The organism is Aminobacter sp. SR38 (assembly GCF_014843375.1).
Classification (GTDB): domain Bacteria; phylum Pseudomonadota; class Alphaproteobacteria; order Rhizobiales; family Rhizobiaceae; genus Aminobacter; species Aminobacter ciceronei.
Genome location: NZ_CP062119.1, coordinates 213,637 through 236,750 on the forward strand (window position 1 = coordinate 213,637; position 23,114 = coordinate 236,750).

Genomic DNA, 23,114 nt, shown 5'->3' on the forward strand with positions numbered 1-23,114 from the left:
AAAGAACCCCTCATGGCCGAGCGCAAACCGCCCGAAAATCCCTATCTCGCAGCACGCCAGGAATGGAACGAGCGCTATGGCTCATATGTGAAGGCGGCCGCCGGCTGGCGTATCGTCGGCATCACGGGAATGTTCATGGCGGTGATCGGGTTCGCCTATGCGCTGTTCCAGAGCACTCAAGTCAAACTGATCCCCTACATCGTTGAAGTCGACAAGCTTGGAACCTCGGCACATGCGGGCTACCCGCAGCAGATCGAATATGCCGACACACGTGTCGTCCGCGCCGCCCTGGGCAGCTTCGTCTCCAATTTCCGTAGCGTGACCCCTGATGCGGTCGTGCAGAAACAGTACATCGACCGTACGTACGCGCTCTTGAGGACGTCAGACCCCGCGACCGAAAAGGTCAATGCGTGGTTCCGCTCAAGTTCGCCCTTCGACAAGGCCAGGACCGCAACCGTTGCCATCGAGGTCAACAACATCGTTGCTCTGTCACAGCAGTCGTTCCAGCTCGACTGGACCGAGTTCGAACGCGACCGCAAGGGCAAAGAGACGGCCGTGCGCCGCTTCCGCGGCATCGCGACCGTCACACTGACCCCACCACAGGATGAGGGCGTCATCCGGCTCAACCCTATCGGTCTCTACCTCCGCGACTTCGACTGGACCGCGCAGCTATGAAAGGCATAGCCCAACTCATGATCATTGCCACCAGACCCGTCGGTGCAACTCTCCCCCTCGTGACCACGTTTGTCGCCGCACTCGCCGCCGCCGCTCCAGTCTTCCTTCCGAAAGCCTATGCCGAGGGCATGAGTGCCAACGAGCAAAGGGGGACCGGAATTTCCGCGCAATGGCGCGGAAAGAAAGGCCTCGTCACCAAGGGCGCAGACGGCAAGGTGGTCTTCCTCTATGGTGAGATCCAGCCCTCTGTCGTCTGTTCGCCGTTGCAGGTTTGCGACATCGAGCTTCAGGCAGGCGAAGCGGTGCGTGACGTATTGGTCGGCGATACGGTGCGCTGGAAGGTAGAGCCAGCGACCTCCGGCGCCATCGGCGGGCAGGCGATCCACCTGATCGTCAAGCCCTCCGAACCGGATCTTGTTACGTCGATGGTGGTGACGACCTCGCGGCGAACCTACCACATCCAGCTGAAGTCGCATGAGCACCATTATATGGCGCGTGTCGGGTTTGAGTATCCGGAAGATGTGAGTGCGAAACTTGCCGACATGAACGCACGGCTCGAGGCAAGCCTCATTCCGGGCGCCGGTGTTCCAGCCGAGCAGTTGAACTTTGCCTACTCAATCTCCGGCAATGCGCGCTGGCGCCCGACGCGGGTCTATTCCGACGGAACCAAGACCTACATCCAGTTTCCGCGATCAGTCTCCGGTCAGGATGCACCGGTACTGTTCGTTGTCTCAGGGGGTGAGAACCGCGTCGTCAACTATCGGATGAAAGCCGACATGATGGTGGTTGACTATCATGTGGAGCGCGCCGTCCTTGTCTCAGGCGTCGGCTGGAAACAGGAGAAGATCACCATCAGGCGAGGGCGTTAGGATGCGCCGCACCTTTACCGTTCTGCTTCTCACGTGCGCAGTTGCCGGTTGTCAGACGTCCACCGGCAACGGCTTGGTGGCCAGTTCAGCGCCGCCTGAGATTTCAGGATCCGCTGCCAGCGCCATTGCGGGCGACATGGTGACCAAGCTTGCCGAGCAGATCGGCCCGGCCAACGGCACCATCATCATGAAACCTGACAGCTCGCCCTTCGGCCAGGCGCTTGAAGCATCATTGAAAAGTTGGGGTTATGCTGTCGCCACGGACCAGAAAACGGATGGCCAGAAAGAGATCGCGCTTGCCTATGTCGTCGACAGCCACGAGGGGCAGGTACTGGTGCGCATGTCGACCAGCACGGTTGAACTCGGACGTGCATACCGAACGACAATGTCGGGTGCATCTCCTGCAAGTCCGCTCTCGGTCATGCGCCGCGGATAGGGGAGGGGAAGCATGGTTCAATCCTTGAAGCTTGGCGGTGCGCCAAACGAGGAGAGCAGTATCCGCCGCATCAACCGCTTGCCGGTCGTCATCGCAGCCGTGCTCGTGATGCTGGTCCTCGCCCTGATCATCTTTGGCCTGACATCGCGCGGCCTGTTCTTTCGGGGCAACGAGGGCATTGACCCAGCCTCGAGCAATTCGGCGTCGACATATGCCGACCAGCTGAAACGGGGCGTGTCGGACGGCATCATCGGTGAGCCGATAGAAGCAGTCGTGCTCCAACCTGTGCCGGCTGGACCAGCGGAGACGCAGAAAGTGGCCGACGATCCTTTCGTACACCGACCACAAGGCGAAGAGCAATCTGTTGAGCAGGGCGAAGCCGAGACGGTCTGGAAGGCCCGTCTCGAACGCGAGCAGCGCGAACAGTACATTCGCGAGCGCCATCGCCAGAAGATGGCGCGCATGCAGGCCAACGATGCCGCCTACGACTCGCCGCTCACCATCAGCCTTAACAAGCTGGAACAACCCACGGAGGAAGAGCAGCCAAGCGGTCCCGCAAATGCATCCGCAGCATCCGCGACCGCTCCCTCGACTGCCAATTTCTATGCTGCCGCACTTAGTGCAGGCATCGGGGGGCAGAACCACGATCCGAATGGCCAGCGCGCCAAGGCAGACTTTTTCAACGCCGACATGAGGGAACTTGGCTACCTGCCAAACAAGCTCGTGCCGCAGCAATCGCCCTATGAACTGAAACGCGGTTCGGTAATACCGGCGACGCTGATCACCGGCATCAATTCGGACTTGCCCGGCCGCATCACCGCCCAGGTCAGTCAGAACGTCTATGACAGCGCCACCGGTCATCGTCTGCTCATTCCGCAGGGCACCAAGCTCTTTGGCCGTTACGATGCCGAGGTTTCATTCGGCCAATCGCGCGTACTGGTGGTCTGGACCGATATCGTCTTTCCGAATGGGGCGACTTTGCAGATCGACGGCATGGCTGGCACCGACGCGCAAGGCAATGGCGGCTTCATGGACAAGGTAGACAACCACTACTTCAAGACATTCGGCTCGGCGATCCTGCTCGCGATCATTGGGACAGGCATCGACATGGCCGTCCCGAAATCGTCCACGCGCGCTAACCACGACAGCGCGTCAGACGCTGCCCGGCGGAACTTCGCTGAGACCTTCGGGCGCGTGGCAGAGCGTACCATCAGCAAGAACCTCGACGTCCAACCGACCCTCGAAATCCGACCCGGCTACAAGTTTAACGTTCTCGTCGACCAGGACATTATCTTTCCGAGTGCTTATCGAGGTTAAGGCTATGGGCTGAGGTCAAGATGGTCCCCATCTTGGCCTCAGCCTCGCAGCCACCTTGGAGTATGGCGCGATCAGGCTTTACTGGCGGACACGGTCATCGCTGTTCAGCCCCGAACTCCTCCAAAGGTTCGCCGCAATTGCCGACAGGCGCGGTCATCCAACATTTTTGCTACGAGCCCGTTGGCTATAAGAAAATTGCGGAAATCATATAGCTTGCTTCGCAGGGGCGCTTCAGCACGTCTCGATCACGAAAAAGCTGGCGTCCAGAAAGCCCTATCGCGATTTAGGCCGGCGACCGGGCAGGCTCATGCACATCGCCTGCCGCGTCCGGCGCCTTCATGAATGATTGGAGCTGTCAATCGCCAAATTATGCGATTGCGTGTCATTGCCCGTTCGATACCTCAGACATTGTGAAGTCTTTACAACAATTTCTGAGACCGGAGGCAGACCTTGGACGGACAGATAACGTCACTCATTGATGCTCTGGACACATCGAACGACCAACGATCGATCCGCAATGCGTTGAAATCATTCTCGCTTGCCTGCGGCTTCGAACGCTTTGCCTATTTCGAGATGACGTCGAAAGAGATTTCAACGATCAACAGCTTTCCACTCGAGTGGCAGCATGACTATCTGCGAAGCCAGTTTGCGCGTATCGACCCGGTCATTACGATGGCAAAGCGTCTCATGCAGATGTTCACCTGGACTGCCAAGGATTGGCCAAGCCGCCATCTCTCGAGTGAAGAAAAGCGGTTTCGCTCCATGGCCAAGCAATACGGCCTCTGCTCCGGGGTCTCTATTCCGGTGCATGGCAGCTATGGCAGCTTACTGATGCTGTCGCTGACATCTGCCCAGACGACAAATCCGACGCTTGGCAGTGTGGCACGCGCAGAACAGGCCGTCCTCTACATACATCATCGACTGCGGGCTATCGCAGATTCCGAACTCATGAATTGCTCGCTTACACTGTCGTCTCAAGAGGCCGTATGTTTGAAATGGGCGGCGAAGGGAAAGTACATGCGTGAGATCTCGCTCATTACAAATCTTCAGTACCGAACCGTCCAGTTCTATCTGGACAACGCCCGCAAGAAACTTGACGCGACCAATTTGGTGGAGGCCGTTTCGATCGCAAAAGACAAAGGAATTATCTGACGAAATGTAACATGCGTCTGAATGTATTCACCTATGCTATCTACGCTGCATACCAACGCGCTGAACCGCATGGGTTGAAAAGCAGATACGGGATCGATGGTGCTGGCCACTGCACCAAGGGCGCAGCGTTACATTAGTGGCCACTGCTTCAATGGGCGATTTCCTGACGTGTTGACTCTGTTTGCTACTCGTTCGAGTAATGGCGTTTATCAAACGAGGGCGACACATATGGATGACGAAAACAACGCATCGGTTGTAACCGGCGAATCGGGTGAAGGAATTACCGCCAAGAAGCAGAAATCGCCGAAGCGCAAGAAGGCAGCAGCGATAACCGCTAGCAATGCGTCAGAACCTGCGCCTGTAGAAATGCCTGGTGCCAAACGCAAGACATACAGCGAAAGTGAGAAAGCCGAAAAGCTCAAGCTGATCGCCAAGAAAGTTGCCGAGGGCAAGACCCCACTGCAGGAAGTGGTCAAGAGCACTGGGATATCGGTGCAGACCTACTATCAGTGGAAGCGTAACGAAAAGCCGGCCGCCAAGAAGAATGTTGCGCCGGCCGCCCGGAAGGTCGAAAGGGTCGCCACTGGCGGCAATGAGTTGGCAGAGCTCGTTCAACTCGAAGCGGAAAACAATCGACTTCGCAGCCTGCTGGCGGAAAAATTGCGGGCAGAAAACCTCGAGCTGCGCAAGAGACTGGGGCTGAATTAGCCCAATTTTATGCATCGCTCCTGACTGCCCGGAGTAGTAATGCTGACCACAATTGCGCTGTCCGTTGTCGCGGACAGCTGCGTGCTGTATGCGCATCTCAGGCGAAGTGACGCTGACACGCGCTTGCCACGTTCAAGAATTGCCTGGAATTGACCATGAAGACGCCACAGCGGAAATTCGTCGTTGAGTTCAAATCGCCGCGCCGCCAGCAAAAGGCGCGGACGAACTCGATCTGGGGGGACACCGACCTCAAGGCGTTGGCTCGGGAAGTTGAAGGGCAGGCCTCCGATTTGGCCTATTCCCCCAAGACAGAAATTGTGCTCGGTACAAATACGGTCGATCTGCCGCCGGTCGACATGGGCTCTGTGGCCGAAACAGCCGGCCTTGTCGACGCCGCTCAAATTGAGCAGCTTTCAGGCGACGATCTGAAAACTGATGAGCTGCCTCGCAGGAGCTCTGAACATACCGACGTAGACCCTGAAGTAGTCGCAGCCGAGGCTCTCAACATACAAGCGCCTCTCGACACACCAGAGCCTCTCGGCATACCAGAGCCACAAACGATATCGAAGCTCGCTGCTATCAAACGCAGCGGACGCAGGCAGCGCTCGACGTCGCCCGGAACCCTTGCGCAAACGGCTCCTGCGGCGGTTTACACTGAACCAGGTCTCGACGAGATCGCCGCGCTCGACGCAGAAAACAAGCGGCTCAAGCTACTATTGGTCGAACACCTCCGTGATCAGAACATGCGGCTCGAGCAAATGCTTGAGCGATTTGCTCTCAGCTAGGCGTCAGGAACGGAGCATCATCGTTTCGACCTGCACGGTTGCGATGGGGGCCACGCTTTTCCGAGTGGACATCCTGTCGACATTGACCGGCCTGTGCGATGCCTTCAACGTGCACGATCTTGATCGCATCATGGAGTTCTTTTGCGATGACTGCGTCTTGGAAATGCAAGGGTAAAAGAGCAATGGGGCTCGCGGTGCGAGGGCAAACCGAATGTGCGAAAAGCGCTGAGCACACGTTTTGAGGGGCTGCCTGACGTCCCCTATGGCAATGCGGAGCTTTTTTGAGGACTGGGCTGCCGACACCGGGATCTCAAAATGGACACTGACGGGCACCACGCGCGAGGGGAAAAGCGTGGAGGTGCAAGGGTGCGACTTTTGCACATCCCGCGCCGGCAAGGTGATCCGTAAAGATTCCTATTGGAAGATCATCGACGAGGGGTACGTTGAAGCAGGCCTCTTGCGTCACCAACCTTACACGGCGATCACTTCACAATTCCATCCACGCTGCCCTTCTTTTTCTCGACCCTTGTAGACACGGACCTATGTCATGAGCAAGGGAGGTGCCTGATGCGAATTGTGGATGCGTGGGCTTTGATCAAGGAAAGCGCGTTTGCTTTCATCAATGACAATGCCTTCAGCCACGGCGCGGCGATGGCATTTTATGCAGCGACCTCGCTGGCGCCAATCCTTCTCATCGTTGTGGCCATTGCCGGAATTGCGTTTGGCCACGAGGCCGCACAACTGGCGCTGTCGGCCCAGATATCCGGATTGATGGGGCCGCAAAGTGCCGATCTGCTGCAGGTGGCGCTCGAAAGTGCCTCGGCAAGAACAGCTGGGGCATGGGCCGCGTCGATCGGACTGGTAACCCTGGTCGTAGGTGCCTCGGGCGTGTTTGGCGAAATGCAAACGGCGCTGAACACGATCTGGAAAGTCGAACCCGCCGGCAGCTCGGTCTCCCGACTGGTGCGGGCACGTGCCGCGAGCCTGGGCCTTGTCGCAGCACTGGGGTTCCTGCTTCTCGTTTCCCTTGTCGCCAGCACGGCGATCACAGCCATGAGCGACATCATCAACGCAAATCTTCCCTTTGGAACCTTGATCCTTGGAGTGATCAATACCCTTGTCTCGCTCGCGCTTATCACCGCCATGTTCGCCGCTATCTACAAGGTGCTGCCGGATCGCAGGCTCGGTTGGCGCGACGTGATGACGGGCGCTCTCGTGACGGCAGCGCTCTTCACCGCGGGAAAATCGCTCATAGGCTGGTACATTGGTACCAGCGCTACAGCATCCTCATATGGAGCGGCAGGCGGTCTTCTGGTCATCCTGCTATGGGTTTTCTACTCCTCGCAGATATTTCTCTTCGGAGCGGAGCTGACCCGGGCTTACTCGGTAAGGCATGGCACAAGGTTCGACCTTGAGCCGGTGATCGATGCAGACTTGGCTTCATCGTCGTCCATACGCGGACACGGCATTCCTGCCCGCGCCCAATCGATAGATCTACTAACCATGTCACTGATGGCGATAGCAGTTGGCGCAGGAATGCTGGCAGCTCGACTGCTGGTGCCGAGAAGTTCTCGCAAACGGTGACCAGGCAGTACCGGTCGCATGCGAACACGAGGAGAGGGCCCAACCTCACCGCGATGCCGAGGACCGATTTGGACAGCCGGTTTCCGAAATCGCCTCTTTGGAGCCAGGCCCAGCCGCTACAACACCCTTTGCTTCGCGACGACGGGGAACCGTCTAACCCCTCCGCGCATTTCGATGACGTGAACAAGCCAGTTTCAACGAAAGATCCGGATGGATCACCGGCAGGCTGGACCATCAAGCTGGGAGATTCACCAGTTGTTGGCACTGCGATCCACAATGGTACGGACGTGAGCGCTGCCTGCCGATCGCTGATGTGTCTCCCCGACCCGGAACGCCTGCGCGAAGAAGACCCTTTTACCGAGCACTTCATTGCGGATTTCCCGACCCAGATCATCGTTCATCGCTCGCGTTTTCAAGTTGACCTGAACCGCGCGCGTGAAGCCGCGATCTATCTGTCGCCAGAACAGTCCTGGGGCCTCAAGGTCTGGGGCCAGCCCCCCTCCGAAGACGTTGTGACGGAGGCTCTCGCTTTCCATGATGCCTACTACGCCGAGCTGAAGCGTGTGCTTTCGGCAATCGAGAACCGACATGGCAGGTTCGTACTGATTGATGTCCACAGCTACAATCACCGGCGCGCCGGGCCGGAGGCAGTACCAGCAGCGCAGGAGGAAGCGCCCGACATCAACATCGGGACATTCTCGATGGACCGGAAGCGCTGGGCACCCATCGTCGACAGCTTCATTGAGACGCTGCGCGGCCACACTCTCGACGGCGAGCCGATCGACATACGCGAGAATGTGTCTTTCCAGGGAAAGGGTGAACAAACACGCTTCGTCCATGCCAACTTTCCCGGCAGTGGGTGTGCTATTGCTGTCGAATTCAAGAAGGTTTTCATGGACGAATGGAGCGGTGAACCCGATCGAGCCACGATCGACAGGTTGCGTAGCATGCTGGCGTCCACGGTGCCCGTACTGGAGGCTGCGCTGCGAGGCATGGGATGAAGCCTAAGCTCGTTGAAGCGTTGTCTCTGCTAGCCCCAATCGAAGCAGGACTGGATGCGCTGCTGAAAGAGGGCAAGCCCATACGCTACGATTTCGCCGATGGCAGCCGATTGCACATAGACCGGCCGCTGCCCTTTCTCTGCATCTACGTGGGTCCCGCCCAGGGCGCGGCATTCGATGCCGTCTCCGCCAATGCCTCTTACCTGATCGCAACCGGTTCCGAACTCGCCGGCGAAATAGCCCGGCTCGTGGCAACAACGATGCATGATCGCTGCGGCGCGTTTTTGGTCATCGACATCGGCGAACTGGCCGAAGACCGCTTCCTGACCGACGATGCGCCTTTCCTGCCACCTTTCGAGATCGCACTGGCGAGCGGCGACACGAGGGAAGAAAAGGCTGCCCTCAAGCGATTTGCGACGGCTGCCTCCAGACGAGATGCAAAGTATCGCACTGCACGCGTCGGCGACCTCAATCCTGCTGCACGCGAAGAGCCACAGCTTTCGGATATTCTCGGCGACATCCGATGCCTGACCGTACGTTTTGCGCCGATCTATCGGATACCTGGCGGCAAGGGCACATACCCCGCGTTACGCGACCTTGTCGTGGCCAACATGGTCGACTCTGCATTGCAGGCAGTCAGCGCTTTCCTCAAGGCATCGCGACTCGAATCGCCGGCAACCCATCGTTCACTGGGGCGCCGTGTCTTCATTGACGCAGTCGCACGCGCCGATCGGGACATGGACAAGATTGCATCGACTTTCGACTTCCTGCTGGCGGTTACGCCTATCAACGCAGAGCAAGCCTGGCTGGAGTTCGAGGCAGGTGGCTTCGAGCGGGCGCCGCTGCTGCTCTATCGGCCGCACGAATTCGAGGTCACTGATCAGAAGCGGAAGCTCTATTCCGTCGCGCTCGATCATCTTGAAGATCCGCTCCTTGCGGGCTTGCTTTCCGAAAAGCAGCAGGAACTTGATCTCCAGCTGTCGATGCTGGCGGCGCGCGAAACGCCTCGCTTCGCCGAACTCGGGCGTGCCCTTTATGGAGGCGTCGAGCCGGAGCTCGCCTCAAGGGCACGCGGCATTCTCGACAAGGCAACAGACGTTGAACCCAAGGCCAGGCAGAAGTGCCTCGGCGCGGATGCCGTTGCTGCCGCGGCGAGAGAAATGATCGCTCGATATCGCGCTGCATATCCCGACTTCGAGGCCTCTGTGGAAATCCGCTCGGATTTGCCGGCCGGCCTGCTGGTATCGAGAAACCGGCTGCTCATCTCGCGTGATACCAAACTCGCACCGGAGCGTCTTTTGGCGCTGCTCAGTCACGAGATCGGTGTTCACCTGCTGACCTACTTCAACGGTGACATGCAGGGGCTCACAATCCTGCGCAGTGGCCTTGCCGGCTATGAGGGAATGCAAGAAGGTCTGGCGGTATTGGCGGAGTATCTCGTCGGCGGCATGACTGAGGCACGGTTGCGGCTGATTGCGGCAAGGGTCCTTGCATGCCAGGCAATGCTTGATGGCGCGACGTTCGAGGACACTTTCCGCGTCGTGCACATCGATTTCGGTCTCGACCGCCGTAGCGCCTTCAACGTGGTGTTGCGTGTCTTCCGAGGCGGCGGATTTGCCAAGGACGCCATCTATTTGCGCGGCGTGGTGCAAGTGCTGGAACATCTGAAGAACGGCGGCAGCCTTACACCGTTCTGGATCGGCAAGATCTCCGCGCACCATTTCGGCATCATCCAGGAACTGAGCGCGCGCGGCCTGCTACGCGCCCCGCAGCTCGAACCTGCGTTCCTGTCGTCCGAAGTGGCGCGACCGCGTCTCAAGAAGGCGATGGCCGGCATGGATCCGGTCGACATGATTGAAACATGAACGGAGTCCCGATGCGCATTGCCCTCTTTGTCAATTCCGTTGAGAAAGAAACTGCAGGCTACACCACGACCACGCTTGCCCTGACAGCGGCACAGCGCGGCCATTCGGTTGTCTATGTCGAACCAGGCGACTTTATCCTCCGGCCGGATGACAGCCTTGCCGTCAGCGGTGTGGTTCTGCCGGCTGGCCCCTACAAGACCACTGAAAAGCTGTCCAACGCCTTACAGGAGGCCAATTTCCAGAAGAAAACCTTCGCCGCAAGCGATATCGACCTATTGTTTCTGCGCAACGACCCCTCGCTGGACGCTACCGACCGACCATGGGCCGCCAATGCCGGCATCATGTTTGGGCGGCTTGCCGCGGAGCGCGGAATGATGGTGGTCAATGATCCGGACGGGCTCGCCCAGGCACAGAACAAGCTCTATCTCCAGGCCTTCCCCGAGACAATCAGGCCCGAAACACTCATTTCGCGCAGCATCACCGAGATCCGCGCCTTCATCGACAACCAGCCCAAGGGCTGCATCGTCAAGCCGCTCCAGGGATCAGGCGGCAAGAACGTCTTCCATATTGCGACGCCGGACGATTTCAATCTGAACCAGATTTTCGAGGCGGCAAGCGGCGACGGCTATCTGATCGCGCAGGCCTACATTCCCGAGGCCAAAGCAGGTGACGTGCGCCTGTTCTTGCTGAACGGCCGGCCGCTGAAGCGGGATGGCAGCTACGCGGCATTCCGCAGGGTGCCAGCCAAAGGCGATGTTCGATCAAACATCCATGCGGCCGGGACCGCCCGGAAGGTCAAGGTAACGGACAAGATGCTGGCGCTCGCCGAGATTGTCCGTCCGAAACTGGCGAATGACGGCATGTTCCTTGTCGGGCTCGACATTGTTGGCGACAAGCTCCTTGAGATCAACGTTTTCACACCAGGCGGGCTGACAAGGCTCGCCGCCATGTACAAGGCCGATTTTGCCGCAACTGTCATCGATGCGCTGGAAGAAAAGCTGGCGCTCCGCCAAGCCTATGGAATGACGATTTCCAATGCCCGTCTGGCGACGCTTTGAGGGTGGAGCTTGGCTTTTCCGAGAGGCTGTCCAACGATGATACACATCGCAGACACAGAACGATAACATTTGCCGAACAACAGCGTCGACGGCCGTTGCCGCCGCCAGAAACCGAGCCAGCTTCATCGCTCCCTGGCGTCCGCCGGGGACCCTGTTTGCACGAAGACAAAGTCTCTTTTTCTGCTCCCGGTATGCCACAGCCAATTGTGCATCAAGCCACATTGAGCGAAGCCTTTCCGTTTCAGACGCCCATTGTTCCTTCGGAACCACCATCGACGTCGCGCATTTGTGCCAGGAGACAGCATTAGGAGCGCGACATGAGACCTCTGCTGATTGCCATGAGTGGCCTTGGCTTCGCGGTAATAATGTTCGTCAGTGGCCTGATTGCGGCTACAGCGTTCTTCAAGGCCGAGCCCGAACGGCAACTCTCTTTGGCCACTGATACAACCGGCGTCTGGACCGATCATCCCGTAAAGGTAAATCCGACAGCACAAGAGTTTGACCGTCTGGCGGCGCGACCGACCCCAAAACAAGCGTCACGAACCGTCGCATCCGGTTCTCCAGCTGAAGTCACCATTTCAGAAAAAGCTCGCGAAGGTGAGGCCGATAGCCAGATTCAGCCTGATATGCAGGCCGAAACGATTGCAGCTCATGTAGCGTGGTGTTCAGACCGATACCGTTCCTATCGCTCCTCTGACAACAGCTATACGCCGTACAGCGGAGGACGACGCGAATGCGTCTCGCCATATTTCGGTGCGAGCGATACCGCGCAGGCGTACGATCCCGACGAAACTGAATATCGACCCTTTGAGGGTCGAGTCGATCTGATCTATGCGGCCACTGAACGCTACGTCAGCACGGATCACACGCAATATTGCTTCAGCAGATATCGTTCATATCGACCCGAAGACAACACTTATCAACCCTACGACGGCGGTCCCCGCAGGCAATGTCAGTGAGTGAGCGGGCTGCTGTTCTCAGCCAGAACAAGCGACTTACGGGTAATCGTCAATAGCCAAATGTGGCGAATGACAGACACACGTTGATCTATCACTTTCCTCGTCCAGCATGTACCTGGACGGAGAAGATCGGTGACAGAGCCTGAGGTTTCTCTACATAGATCCGTTCCACCATGCAAAGCGCGCCTGGTTGAACGCCGGGGAACGGGGCGCGCCGGCGCCCATCATGGCGAACTGCTCCAGGGCGTCTTCCAGGATGGAAAGAAACGGCTCCATCGTGGGCTGCTTACACTGCCCCTCAACCATATGAGTTCCGTTGCGACGTTTCGGATAGTCGATAGCGACGGGATAAGCGTAATTCCTCCGGAAAAGACAAAGGCTGCAAAAGCAGCTCTCCTAACATTGGGACACATCGAGGAGCGATCCCGGGGCGGTGTCCTTACCGTTGAAAGCACGATTCCCGTCGGCCATGGCTACGGCTCTTCAACGGCCGATGTCGTTGCTACCATACGAGCCGTTGCCGATGCATTCGAGATGGGGCTTCGGCCGTCAGTCATCTCTCGCCTGGCGGTCGAAGCCGAGCTAGCCAGTGACGCAATAGCTTTCGAGGATCAGGCCGTTTTGTTCGCCCAGCGTGAAGGAATGGTGATCGAACACTTCGGCGATGCACTGCCGCCTATCTGGGTCGTAGGCTTCAAGGCAAATGACGGACAGTTGGTCGATACGCTCGCCTTGCCGCCCGCCCGCTATTCCGGGGAAGAAATCCAGACTTTTGCGATGCTGAGAGGACTGGCTGCCCGCGCAATACGATACCAGGACCCACAGCTGTTGGGGCAGGCTGCGACACTCAGCGCAAAGATCAGCCAGCGGCATCTCGCCAAAGCCCAATTCTCGACTGCCCTTGGCATCGCCAACGAGTTTGGCGCCTGCGGAGTTCAGGTCGCTCATAGCGGATCCCTCATTGGCATCCTCCTGGACGCAACGGCGAGCGGCATCGCAGATGCGGCGCGCGCCATTGCCGTAGCGGTGGCTGCAGCCGGTTTCAAAGACGTGGTTGTGCTGCCGATCCATTCAGGGAGGAGGCACAGTTGAGATTTGATGCAGACTATTTCGAAGCGCTCGAGACGCCCCGCATGGCGCGGCTGGCAGATAACCTCGTCGCCGCGGCCTTTCCGCTGATGAAGCTGATGCCCGCCCGCTTCATTCTCGACCGGGCTCAAGCGAAAGGCGAACTCAAGACGGGGGTCCGCATCGTCGAAACGACATCCGGAACGTTTGGCATGGCGGTAGCACTTCTCGCTGCAGCGCGTGACTATCGCCTCACGCTTGTGACCGCATCCAGTCTGATGGATCCAAAGTACCAGACGCGTCTTCAGCGCCTGGGCGCCAACGTCATTGCGCTCGACGATGCCCGCGGCGACGGCAACCAGACAGGCCGCCTCGATAGCCTCAACGCCATCCTGCGTCTGGAGCCGGAAGCCTTCTGGACGCGTCAGTACGACAGCGATGGAAACTGGCTCGCTTATGCGCGTCTGGCCGATCTGTTCGTGAGAAAAATGGGGCAGATAGACTGCCTGGTCGGATGCGTCGGGACAGGCGGATCACTTTGCGGTACCGGCACGTTTTTGCGATCGGTCTTCCCTCATCTCCAGATCGTCGCGGTCGACACACATCGCAGCATCCTGTTTGGACAACCGCTTGGCAAACGAACGCTTCGGGGCCTTGGAAACAGCGTTCTGCCTGCAAATGTCCGCCACGAGCTGATAGACGAAATTCACTGGGTAGGCGCATTTCCGGCATTCCACGCCGCGCATCGTCTGTTCCGGCAGCACGGCATTTTCATGGGCCCGACCAGTGGTGCTGCCGCACTTGTCGGACAGTGGGTTGCCAAAACCAAGCCCGATGCACGGGTGGCTGTCATCATGCCCGACGAAGGGCATCGACACGCCGATACGCTTTACAGTGACACCTGGCTTGCCAGCCTGCCCGGCTGGAGGACGCCGGCATCAAACGCCCCCACGCGGCTCTCCAGGATTGAGCCTCGATCAGAGGCCGCCTGGACACGCTTTGACTGGCGACGCCGCAGTCTTGATGAGGTGATGCGCCTGCAGCCGACGGAACGCTGAAGGGGCAGCATCTCCCGCAAGCTTACGAGAGATATCAGTCACCGCCGGCTCAACAGCCACTGCCAGGCATCCTCGGTCGTCCCATAAGTCTCATAACGTGTTTCGGGGTCGGTCGATCGATCCAGATCCTTCAGGCCACCAGCAGTGACGACTGCAACCACTGTATCGCCGGCGGATACAAGACCCCGCTCAGAAAGGATTTTGATCGCCATGAGCGGCGTGACCGAAGCAAGTTCGGCAAAAATCCCTTCGGTCCTGGCGAGGCTGGACTGCATCTCGACCAGCCCGTCATTGGTTACCGTGATTGCATGACCCGACGATTCCCGAAGAACCCTGAGGGCCTGGTAGGTGCTGCGTGCCGTGCCTATCGACACGGCAAGGGAAGTAAACGAGAGCTCCTGTTCAGCAATGCAGTCGGTTCCTTCGCTGAGCGCGGCCGACAGCGAACCATGGACCTCCGCCGCGACCATTTTTGGGAGACGGTCAATGCTGCCGGCGTCAAACAGCTCCTTGAAACCCGCCCATACGCCAGACAGGGCGTCGCCATAGCACACGGGCATCACGCACCAGTCCGGAACGTTGCCCGATGTCTGCTCGACGATTTCATATGCGATCGTCTTGTAGCCCTCAATGGCGAGGGGGTGTCCTCCGACCACAGGCGCGCTGAAAGGCGACGTAACAAACCAGCCGAACCGCTGCTGCGCCTCGGCGAGCAATGTCCACCGATCCACCTTATTGGCCAGAGATACGACGGTTGCGCCATGCCTTCTGATTTGCGACAACATGGGGCTGGCTGTGCCCGCAAATGTTGCCACAACGCATTCCATTCCTGCGCGTGCCGCGTATGCCGCAAGCGAAGCACCCGCATTGCCGGAGGAGGCCGTCGCAACAACCCTGGCGCCCTGCGAGCGCGCGATTGAGACTGCAAGCGTCGAGAACCTGTCCTTGTATGACCAAGTCGGATTGCGGCTCTCGTCCTTGACAAAAAGGTCAGCCACGCCGAGCGATGAACCGATCCGCGAACATTGTATCAGCGGTGTGTGGCCCTCACCCAAAGTGACGATATGCTGCTCCGAGCAAGGCAGCATCTGGCTGTATTTCCACAGCGATTGATGCCCAGATCCGACTGCGGGGGACGCGCTGTCTGCATGCGATTTTTTACCGTAAACCGGCGCCAGATTGGCGGGTGCGACGGGCGCGCAGATTGGACAGCCCCTGGAATCGATCTTCATATCCTTGGGGTAATGCGCGCCACACCGGATGCAGCTATAGCCGATTACACTCCTCATGGCTGAAACTCCATGAAATATCCGGCATCACAAGAACGCACGAAAAACAGTGGATCCCAAACAAACCAGCCAAGCTTACCATGCGCTTGGCGGCACTTGTCTTGCGTCAGGAGGTAGTGAACCTTCCACAACCGAAAAGCCTGCTTCATCATTCCTCTCAGGGATGGGCGTCCATCACATAAATGGTTCAAACAGGCATGGCGGTTGATGTCAATAAAAATGACTCCTAAAGTGTGCCATCTTATAGTGATCAGAGCAGGTGCTGCGCCATCATGAATATCCGCCTTCGACTTGGCCTGAACGTCCGCCGGCTTCGCAAGGAAAGGGAGTTGTCTCAGGAACGACTCTCTGTCTTGTCGGGCTTTTCGCGCGCCTATGTGAGCAGCGTTGAGACCGGCCGCCGCAATGCGACGCTCGACACGCTGGAAGTGCTGGCGCGGACGCTCGGCGTCGAGGAATGGGAATTGATCGCAGAGCCTTCGGCATTTGACCGCGCAAGCACCGAAGGCAAAGAACCCTGACCTCTTCCCAAGAAGAAGGAAAATACGTAATTCACCTCAAGCTTTTTCAGAAGTACCTGATGGATAGCAGAAAATATCTATTGACTTCTCTGTTTTGAATTATTTTACATTTGCTAGATTCTGCGAAAGTGCGAATTTTTGTAAATTGAGACTTGCCGATCTTTCAGATAACCTTGCTTCCGACAGTCTTAAAAGTCTGTGGAGGCCGACGATACAGATCGAAGAAGAAAGGCAGTTCCTCAGGCTCGCGCAGGCCAGCTGGGAAATCTTGCACGTCAAGACGACGGCCGAAGTGCTGACCACGCTTCAACGCCACCTCGAACGTTATGGCTTCAGTGACCTCTTGATCACTGGCCTGCCGGTTTTCGAGGATCAGGATTGGCGCCGCCAGATCCTTTGCGATGGCTGGCGGCAGGAATGGTATTGTCGCTACGTCGAGCAGGGACATTTTGAGCATGACCCATGTGTCGCTCAATGCCGGCGCAGCGCTTTCCCTTTCCTGTGGGGCGATCTGCAACCAGAACTCATGTCGCCGCGTGCCAAGCTGGTGATGGATGAGGCACGTGACTTCTCAATGAAAGAAGGGCTTTGCGTGCCGGTCCATATCCCGCTTCATGGTCCTGCCGTGGTGACAGCCGCGGGAGACAGGGTAGAAGTGCCTCCGTCTGACCGGCCACTGGTTGAAGCCTTATGCCTGAATGCGTTTCAGGCAATTTGTCGGCTTGAAGGCCGCCTTGACCGCCAACGCCAGCGAATCCTGGGACCACGCGAGGCCGAGGTGCTGCAGTGGTGCGCCGAGGGAAAGGCAGCGGAAGACATTGCGATAATCCTGAGCGTGTCAAAATTCACGGTTCAAGCGCATCAGCGCCACATTCGCGAAAAGCTGGGCGCAAACAATATCTCGCAGGCAATCGTGAAAGCTTTGGTCCTTGGAGAAATCCAGGTGATCGCCCTCACCAAATTTGGCTATAGCGACGAGCCTGGCGACTGATTACCCTAAGGATTGGAGGTCGCCATGGCTCATATCCTGGTTGTCGATTGGTCGAACAAGGCACTCTATCAGGAACAACTCAAGAGATATTTTCAACTGCGCCATGAAATCTACGTGGTTGAACGAAAATGGCGGGCGCTTGCGCGCCCGATCGCAATTGAGATGGACGCTTTCGACAACGAACATGCAGTCTACCTGATCGCGATCGATGGCCGCGGCGACGTTGTAGGGGGGACCAGACTCGTCCCCACCACCAAGCCGCATCTGCTTTGCGATGTCTTTCCCGAACTTGCCAATGGCCGTCCGCCTCGCGCCTCCGATATCTTTGAGTGGACACGATTCTTCATCGCATTGCCCTACCGCAACTCGGGTAAACCAGCGCATCTGGCGGGCGAGATGCTTTGCGGCTTGCTCGAGGCCAGCCAACAGCTTGGAATTCGAAAGATCAGCGTCGTATGCGAAGCATTCTGGCCAGACCGGCTACGCGCTATGGGCTGGACGGTGGAGCTACTGGGCGACCCGCTGCACCAGGACGACTGCGAGATTGTCGCCGTTCTCATCGAAGTGACAGAGGCAGCTCTTGCAGGCACCAGGCACTTTTATGGCCTGGAGGGATCGGTGCTCAATCGATCTGGCGTGCCACCGCGATATGATACGAACCCGGGTCTGGGCCCATAACAATCGAGCCATGCATATGGACCTTCAGATCCGGGAGCTTCTCTTGTCCGACGAACACCTTGTGTCAGCACTCGGTCTTGACCAAGGGCAAAAGGAGTTTTCAGGCGGGCCCACAACGGAGCTGTTCGACCGCCTGCGAAGCAGCCCCCATCCGTCTGCCGTTCATCCGTTCATCGTGATCAACCATGCAAGCACGATCGGATTCTTCGTCCTGAGGGAAGCGCCCGCACTTCCCGTGTGGGCAATGCCCGATGTCATGACGCTTCACAATTTTCGCATCGGCGCTCACTTCCAACGCCAGGGGCGTGGTTCGGCGGCAGTCCGAAAGGCTGCGCAATGGGTGAGCGACAACCGGCCTGGAATTTCGCGTCTCATGTTGTCGGTTAATACACAAAACAAACCGGCCGATGCGCTCTACCAGAGCTGCGGCTTTTCGTTTACAGGCGCCTCTTTCGAGGGACGCATCGGCCGCGAGAGGATCATGGCAGGCGAGATTCCCACCATACTCGCCCAGTGCTGATCAAACCGACGACTCCGCTGGCGGCGTTCTGGAACCACGCGCCATTTCCGTGTTGCCAACGTTAGCGGCGACCGGCAAGACAACGCTTCTGTCCAACGCCACACCGACTGGCCATGGCTTCGCCTGTTTCGCTCAGGAAGCCAATCAGTATGTCGCGCGGCTTTTCGATTTGCCATTGCGGCATGCGATAAACACCCCATTGCAGCAGGGACAAACGCCACTGCTGAAACCAAACGCCTAATGCTATCCGCCAACAGTCACTTCAGGACCGAACCTGAGCACCGGACCATCGTTCATCGCTGTTCCAGTCAGGTCGTAGACCTGGGCAAGCGTGGCTTTGGCATAGAGGGGGTGTTTGGTGACGTCGTTGTCTGTTTCGAAGATGAAAGTGTTTTGGCGGCTGTTATTGCCCTGTTCGAAAATGTGGGACATTCGGCCGATGGTGTCCGGGTCATAGCCAGTCTTGGTGGACGCCTGCTCCCGGGCAACCTCCTCGGTAGGCGCCATGACCGAAATGAAGTTCATCGAACGTCTCTCCGCAATCGCTGACAAGCCGCGGTTCCGGCGCAACCGATCGCACATGACCATGTTTGGCTGATATCACCGATGTCAGACATGGACGGTGCCCTCGATTGCTTCGTCATAACGTGGATCTTGCCAGCCAATCCACAGCAGCAGAAGGTGGAAACATCCAACTGACGCCATCACCACCGCACCAGGCACGGGCCCCAACTGAGCGCTCGCAATCAGGTCAAGATAAGGGGCCTGCACATCGACCACGGCGCCGGCGGGTTGCAGCATGGCCGAAGATATTTTCAGGAGCCATGCGAACAAAAGGATCAGGAACATCCAACCATAGTTACGCCTGAGGCGGCGGGCTGCGGCTTGTAACTGCGTGATCTTGAATGTGGGTTTTCTCAGACTGTCTGCCAAGGCAAGCTGCCATTTCTGATGAAGCTCGGCCTGATGACGCCCGGCCGCCTGATGATCAGCCTGACTGGTATCAGAAAAAAGCGGCGCAAAATAATGCCGTTCCAGAAGCCTGACGCGCGCCCTGTAGACATCGAAAAACCTGTAGCGGCGTGCCTCGATCAAAAGCAGAAGTGCAATCAGCAGCATAGCAAACAAAAGCACGCCGTGATGGGCGGTCGGGGTCGACAGCGACACCGAAAGCATAGCTGCGGTAACGGTGATTGCCCAATTGCTGGTCTGATCCAGCCGTGACCGCCAACTCGACATCCTCGCCATCTCGCCGCGGTAATAATGGATGAGGACGGTTGTATTTTCAGCCGAGGAGCCTGGAGGGTCCAACATTCATGACTCGCATTTAGTTGCGCGACGAGGGGGCGGCCGCAATAGGCCTAATACAACGCACGAGCCCGCCAAGTCGATCCAGTTGGCAACGCGGCCCGCGAGGTGCTCTCAGATTTTGAACCGCCCGGCTGGAGGATTTTCCGGGCTTGGGCTCATGACGGATGGGATGCGCCGGAGCCATTCATGAGCGATATCGGCACCTTGTTGCCGATGGCGTTGTGAGGAAAATCTCGAGGCGGTACGGATCCGTTTGAAGTCGCATACCGAGGCAGCCCATATCTGTCATTCGATCGCGGCCCGAACCATCACTGATCGAGCGGCGACATCCGCCTTCCACCGCGGATAGCCCAATGCCGGCAGGATGATGATGCGGCCGCGGAGCTCCCCGGCATCAAGCTGCCGGGCAAGCTTGCTGAGCGCCACCTCGCGGGCAAAGCCCATCTCATGGGTAACGCAGATCATCGTCATGCCTTCCTGGGCCAGCCCGGTCATGACGTCGAGCACCTCCTTGGCCGTGCTCTGTCGTATCGCCTCGCGGGCCGGTGCATGGATTCAACTCAACAAGAAACACCTTCGCCCTTGAACCCGTATGCGAGCATCAGAAGTTCCAAAAATCCTATTGCATAGACAAAAGAAACAAGCTACGTTTTTATTGTCTATACAAAAGAGTGTCTCCGCCTTGCGCGACGCCGCAAGCCGGGCAGCGACACCACCATAAATGTCACAAGGGGAACTTGGATGACCGCATCAAGACGCACTTTTCTCAAGGGCCTGGCGGTTGCGCCGGCTTTATTCGGCGGTCTGTCGTCGACAATTGCCGCCTACGCACAGGAGGCCAAGGCGCATGGCGATCTGATCGTTGCGATCGCCAAGCCGGCGGGAAATCTCGATCCGCACAAATATATCGGCCTGTGGGCCGTGCAGGATCTCATGTTCGAGCCCCTCATGCGCTACGGCAAGAATGGCCAGATCGAACCGGCGCTCGCGACCGAGTGGGCCGTCGAGGACAATGGCAAGCTGCTCCGCGTCAAGCTTCGTCAGAACGTGACCTTCCAGGACGGCACGCCCTGGGACGCTGAGGCCATGATGTGGAACCTGGATCGCTGGATTGGCAAGCCTGCCAACAACTGGATGAATTCTTCGCGGTTGTATTCCGGCCACAGGATCGTCGACCCGCACACGGTCGAGCTGCAGTTCAAGGAGCCGGTGCTCGGACTCCTCTACGAATTCTCCTATGTCCGGCCGTCGCGCTTCCTCAGCCCGAAGTCGGTCGATAAGGAAGGTAACTATCAGGCACCGGTGGGAACCGGGCCATGGATTCAGGAAAGTGCGTCGAACAGCGAAAGCACATTCAAGCGCTTTGATGGCTATTGGGGCGATCTGCCAACCTTCGAACACGTCGAGCTGAAGGTCCTGCCGGATTCGCGCAGCCGCATGGCAGCACTTAGGGCAGGCGAGATCGATCTGGCCGGCGGCGACTACCTGGCTCCCATAAAGGCGACAGAAGCCAAAGCACTGGAAAGTGCCGGCATCCCGGTCACGGTAGAGACCGGAACGACGACGATCGTACTCGCCTACAATCCTGATCGGAACGAAGCGCTGAAAGATGTGCGTGTACGCAAGGCGATCAACATCGGCTTCGACAGGGCGGCGATCGGCCAGGTGCTCTACCAGAGCCTGGCAGAGCCGGCGGGCAGTCTGTTTCCCGCCAATGTTCCGCATGCCGGCAAGCGCTTCGATGTCGCCAAGCGCGACGTGGAGGCGGCCAAGTCACTGCTCGATGCGGCAGGCTGGATCGGTTCGGGGATCCGCGAAAAGGACGGCAAGAAGCTGTCGCTGGAACTGGTGGTCTCTGAAGAGCAGATGGCGGGCTCACGCTCGCTCGGCGAAATCCTGCAGTCGCAGCTTGGCGAGATCGGCATCGAACTGACAATACGCTCGGTCGACCATGCCTCGCGCCACAGTGACATCCCGGCACGAAAATACGATATGGCGCTGTTCTATACCTTGGGCGCGCCCTACGAACCGTTCGGAACGCTTGTTGGCCTGTTCTTGTCGACATTCAACAATGGCGTCGACGGCAAGCTGTTCCTCGATCCGGCAAACCTCGACCCGTTGGTGCTGGCGGCTACATCGGCATCGGAAGCCGACGTGGCGGGCGCGACCCAGGCCATCTATGACTGGCTCTACAACGAGGTTGCGATTTCTCCGCTGTTCTACGCGCCGATCATCTGGGCGCATGCTCCACGGGTCCAGGGCTTCACGCCACCGTCGACGGAATACGACCTTCCCTACAAGAACATCACCTTGGGCGCGTAAGGGCGGATCCGATGCTGACACTAGTTTCGCGCCGGTTGCGCAACTCGCTTGTCCTTTTGGTGCTGGCGACGCTGCTCTGCTTCACTTTGGTGGTGTCGGCGCCCGGTAACATCGCGGTCCTGATCGCGGAGCTGCGCACCCCAAAGGCTACCTTTGCCGACATTCACAAGATAGAGCTGGAACTAGGGCTAAACCAACCGATCGTCACCCGGTACTCGCACTGGCTCACCGGCGCCTTGCAGGGAAATCTCGGAATTTCCTACAAGACCGGTGAGGATATCGGGCCGGCCTTGTCCAGCCGCCTGCCGATCACCGCAACGCTTGTTGCCGGCGGTGCGACCTTTGCGATGCTCTTCAGCTTCGTGCTTGGCTTTGCTGGTGCGCTTTGGCCGGGACGGTTCGCCGATGTTGCCACCCGCACCGTCGCCCTGCTTGGCGCCTCGATGCCATCGTTCTTTGTCGGCGCGCTCTTGATCTATGGGTTGGCAGTGCAGCTTCGGCTGCTGCCCACCTTCGGCTCGGATGGTCTTGCGAGCTGGATCCTGCCCTGGATGACGATCGGACTGTTGCCCGCCGCAGTGCTCAGCCGGGTCGTGCGTGTGGGCTTGGAAGAGGCGATGTCGCGGCCCTTTGCGCTGACCGCGGTTGCCAAGGGCCTGACACGGCGGACCATCCTTGTCCGCCACGCCCTGCCCAACATCGCACCGACCTACATCAATGCGCTGGGAGCCCAGACGGGTGCGATGGTGGTTGGCGCGGTTGTCGTGGAGCCACTGTTTGCCCTCAAGGGCGTGGCCGACCTGTTCCTATCGGGTGTTCTGTTCCGCGACTTCATGGTCGTTCAGGCGTGCCTGCTTGTCTTCATATCGTTCTTCGTTGTCCTCAACCTCCTCGTCGACATCGGGATGATGTTCACCGATCCCAAACTTCGGCGCCAGGGAAGCTGA

23 protein-coding genes and 1 pseudogene are annotated in these 23,114 nt (G+C 58.3%); 20 read left to right on the forward strand and 4 right to left on the reverse strand.

Annotated elements, in window-relative coordinates; translation table 11 throughout:
• Positions 1–12 precede the first annotated feature (12 nt).
• The 14 genes from IG197_RS34290 to IG197_RS34355 all read left to right on the forward strand — a co-directional run bounded on the left by IG197_RS34290 (position 13) and on the right by IG197_RS34355 (position 14,535).
• On the forward strand, positions 13–675 hold the full coding sequence (locus IG197_RS34290; protein WP_192321354.1) for a conjugal transfer protein TrbF: 663 nt from the start codon (positions 13–15) through the stop codon (positions 673–675).
• A gap of 17 nt (positions 676–692) precedes the next feature.
• Positions 693–1,544 carry a P-type conjugative transfer protein TrbG gene (gene trbG / locus IG197_RS34295; protein ID WP_192321356.1) on the forward strand — a complete coding sequence of 284 codons (852 nt, stop codon included), beginning with the start codon at positions 693–695 and terminating at the stop codon, positions 1,542–1,544.
• A 1-nt stretch (position 1,545) separates the two neighbouring features.
• Positions 1,546–1,980: a conjugal transfer protein TrbH gene (trbH, locus tag IG197_RS34300; protein WP_192321358.1), complete on the forward strand. Its 435-nt coding sequence runs from the start codon at positions 1,546–1,548 to the stop codon at positions 1,978–1,980.
• Positions 1,981–1,992: 12 nt separating this feature from the next.
• Positions 1,993–3,297 (forward strand): IncP-type conjugal transfer protein TrbI, encoded by a 1,305-nt coding sequence (gene trbI / locus IG197_RS34305; protein WP_192321360.1) that lies wholly within the window; start codon positions 1,993–1,995, stop codon positions 3,295–3,297.
• A 450-nt stretch (positions 3,298–3,747) separates the two neighbouring features.
• Positions 3,748–4,449, forward strand: a complete 702-nt coding sequence (locus IG197_RS34310) for an autoinducer binding domain-containing protein (RefSeq protein WP_192321362.1) — start codon at positions 3,748–3,750, stop codon at positions 4,447–4,449.
• A 228-nt stretch (positions 4,450–4,677) separates the two neighbouring features.
• Entirely contained in the window at positions 4,678–5,157 is a 480-nt protein-coding gene (locus IG197_RS34315; protein WP_192321364.1) for a transposase, read from the forward strand.
• A 155-nt stretch (positions 5,158–5,312) separates the two neighbouring features.
• Entirely contained in the window at positions 5,313–5,942 is a 630-nt protein-coding gene (locus tag IG197_RS34320; RefSeq protein WP_192321366.1) for a hypothetical protein, read from the forward strand.
• 567 nt (positions 5,943–6,509) lie between these two features.
• Complete coding sequence (locus IG197_RS34325) at positions 6,510–7,526, forward strand: YihY/virulence factor BrkB family protein (RefSeq protein ID WP_192321368.1); 1,017 nt, start codon at positions 6,510–6,512, stop codon at positions 7,524–7,526.
• A 179-nt stretch (positions 7,527–7,705) separates the two neighbouring features.
• Positions 7,706–8,527, forward strand: a complete 822-nt coding sequence (locus tag IG197_RS34330; protein WP_246765526.1) for an N-formylglutamate amidohydrolase — start codon at positions 7,706–7,708, stop codon at positions 8,525–8,527.
• Entirely contained in the window at positions 8,524–10,392 is a 1,869-nt protein-coding gene (locus tag IG197_RS34335; RefSeq protein ID WP_192321372.1) for a flavohemoglobin expression-modulating QEGLA motif protein, read from the forward strand. The genes IG197_RS34330 and IG197_RS34335 overlap by 4 nt, the downstream gene beginning before the upstream one ends.
• A gap of 11 nt (positions 10,393–10,403) precedes the next feature.
• Positions 10,404–11,450: a glutathione synthetase gene (locus IG197_RS34340; RefSeq protein ID WP_192321374.1), complete on the forward strand. Its 1,047-nt coding sequence runs from the start codon at positions 10,404–10,406 to the stop codon at positions 11,448–11,450.
• Positions 11,451–11,767: 317 nt separating this feature from the next.
• Positions 11,768–12,409, forward strand: a complete 642-nt coding sequence (locus IG197_RS34345) for a BA14K family protein (protein WP_246765527.1) — start codon at positions 11,768–11,770, stop codon at positions 12,407–12,409.
• 132 nt (positions 12,410–12,541) lie between these two features.
• Entirely contained in the window at positions 12,542–13,501 is a 960-nt protein-coding gene (locus IG197_RS34350) for a kinase (RefSeq protein WP_192321376.1), read from the forward strand.
• Positions 13,498–14,535, forward strand: coding sequence for a PLP-dependent cysteine synthase family protein (locus tag IG197_RS34355; RefSeq protein WP_192321378.1), 1,038 nt, complete (start codon positions 13,498–13,500; stop codon positions 14,533–14,535). The genes IG197_RS34350 and IG197_RS34355 overlap by 4 nt, the downstream gene beginning before the upstream one ends.
• A gap of 38 nt (positions 14,536–14,573) precedes the next feature.
• On the opposite strand, the gene IG197_RS34360 is transcribed toward IG197_RS34355, so the two are convergent.
• A complete protein-coding gene (locus tag IG197_RS34360; RefSeq protein ID WP_192321380.1) occupies positions 14,574–15,824 on the reverse strand; it encodes a threonine synthase in 1,251 nt (416 codons plus the stop codon).
• Positions 15,825–16,096: 272 nt separating this feature from the next.
• Here IG197_RS34360 and IG197_RS34365 point away from each other — a divergent pair, with 272 nt between their 5' ends.
• From IG197_RS34365 to IG197_RS34380, 4 genes are all read left to right on the forward strand, one after another.
• On the forward strand, positions 16,097–16,345 hold the full coding sequence (locus tag IG197_RS34365; protein ID WP_192321382.1) for a helix-turn-helix domain-containing protein: 249 nt from the start codon (positions 16,097–16,099) through the stop codon (positions 16,343–16,345).
• Positions 16,346–16,490: 145 nt separating this feature from the next.
• Entirely contained in the window at positions 16,491–17,336 is an 846-nt protein-coding gene (locus tag IG197_RS34370; protein WP_192321384.1) for a LuxR family transcriptional regulator, read from the forward strand.
• A gap of 24 nt (positions 17,337–17,360) precedes the next feature.
• Positions 17,361–18,014, forward strand: coding sequence for an acyl-homoserine-lactone synthase (locus IG197_RS34375; protein ID WP_192321385.1), 654 nt, complete (start codon positions 17,361–17,363; stop codon positions 18,012–18,014).
• A gap of 16 nt (positions 18,015–18,030) precedes the next feature.
• Positions 18,031–18,534, forward strand: a complete 504-nt coding sequence (locus IG197_RS34380; protein WP_192321387.1) for a GNAT family N-acetyltransferase — start codon at positions 18,031–18,033, stop codon at positions 18,532–18,534.
• Between the two features lie 243 nt (positions 18,535–18,777).
• Here IG197_RS34380 and IG197_RS34385 read toward each other — a convergent pair whose 3' ends face one another.
• The 3 genes and pseudogenes from IG197_RS34385 to glnQ form a co-directional block, all read right to left on the reverse strand.
• Positions 18,778–19,059, reverse strand: coding sequence for a hypothetical protein (locus IG197_RS34385; protein ID WP_192321389.1), 282 nt, complete (start codon positions 19,057–19,059; stop codon positions 18,778–18,780).
• 84 nt (positions 19,060–19,143) lie between these two features.
• On the reverse strand, positions 19,144–19,848 hold the full coding sequence (locus IG197_RS34390) for a DUF2270 domain-containing protein (protein ID WP_192321391.1): 705 nt from the start codon (positions 19,846–19,848) through the stop codon (positions 19,144–19,146).
• Between the two features lie 417 nt (positions 19,849–20,265).
• A pseudogene (gene glnQ, locus IG197_RS34395) lies at positions 20,266–20,358 on the reverse strand (glutamine ABC transporter ATP-binding protein GlnQ); the annotation flags it as partial.
• Between the two features lie 228 nt (positions 20,359–20,586).
• Between glnQ and IG197_RS34400 the strand changes: the two are divergent.
• Positions 20,587–22,167 (forward strand): ABC transporter substrate-binding protein, encoded by a 1,581-nt coding sequence (locus IG197_RS34400; protein WP_192321393.1) that lies wholly within the window; start codon positions 20,587–20,589, stop codon positions 22,165–22,167.
• 11 nt (positions 22,168–22,178) lie between these two features.
• Positions 22,179–23,114 (forward strand): ABC transporter permease, encoded by a 936-nt coding sequence (locus tag IG197_RS34405; RefSeq protein ID WP_192321395.1) that lies wholly within the window; start codon positions 22,179–22,181, stop codon positions 23,112–23,114.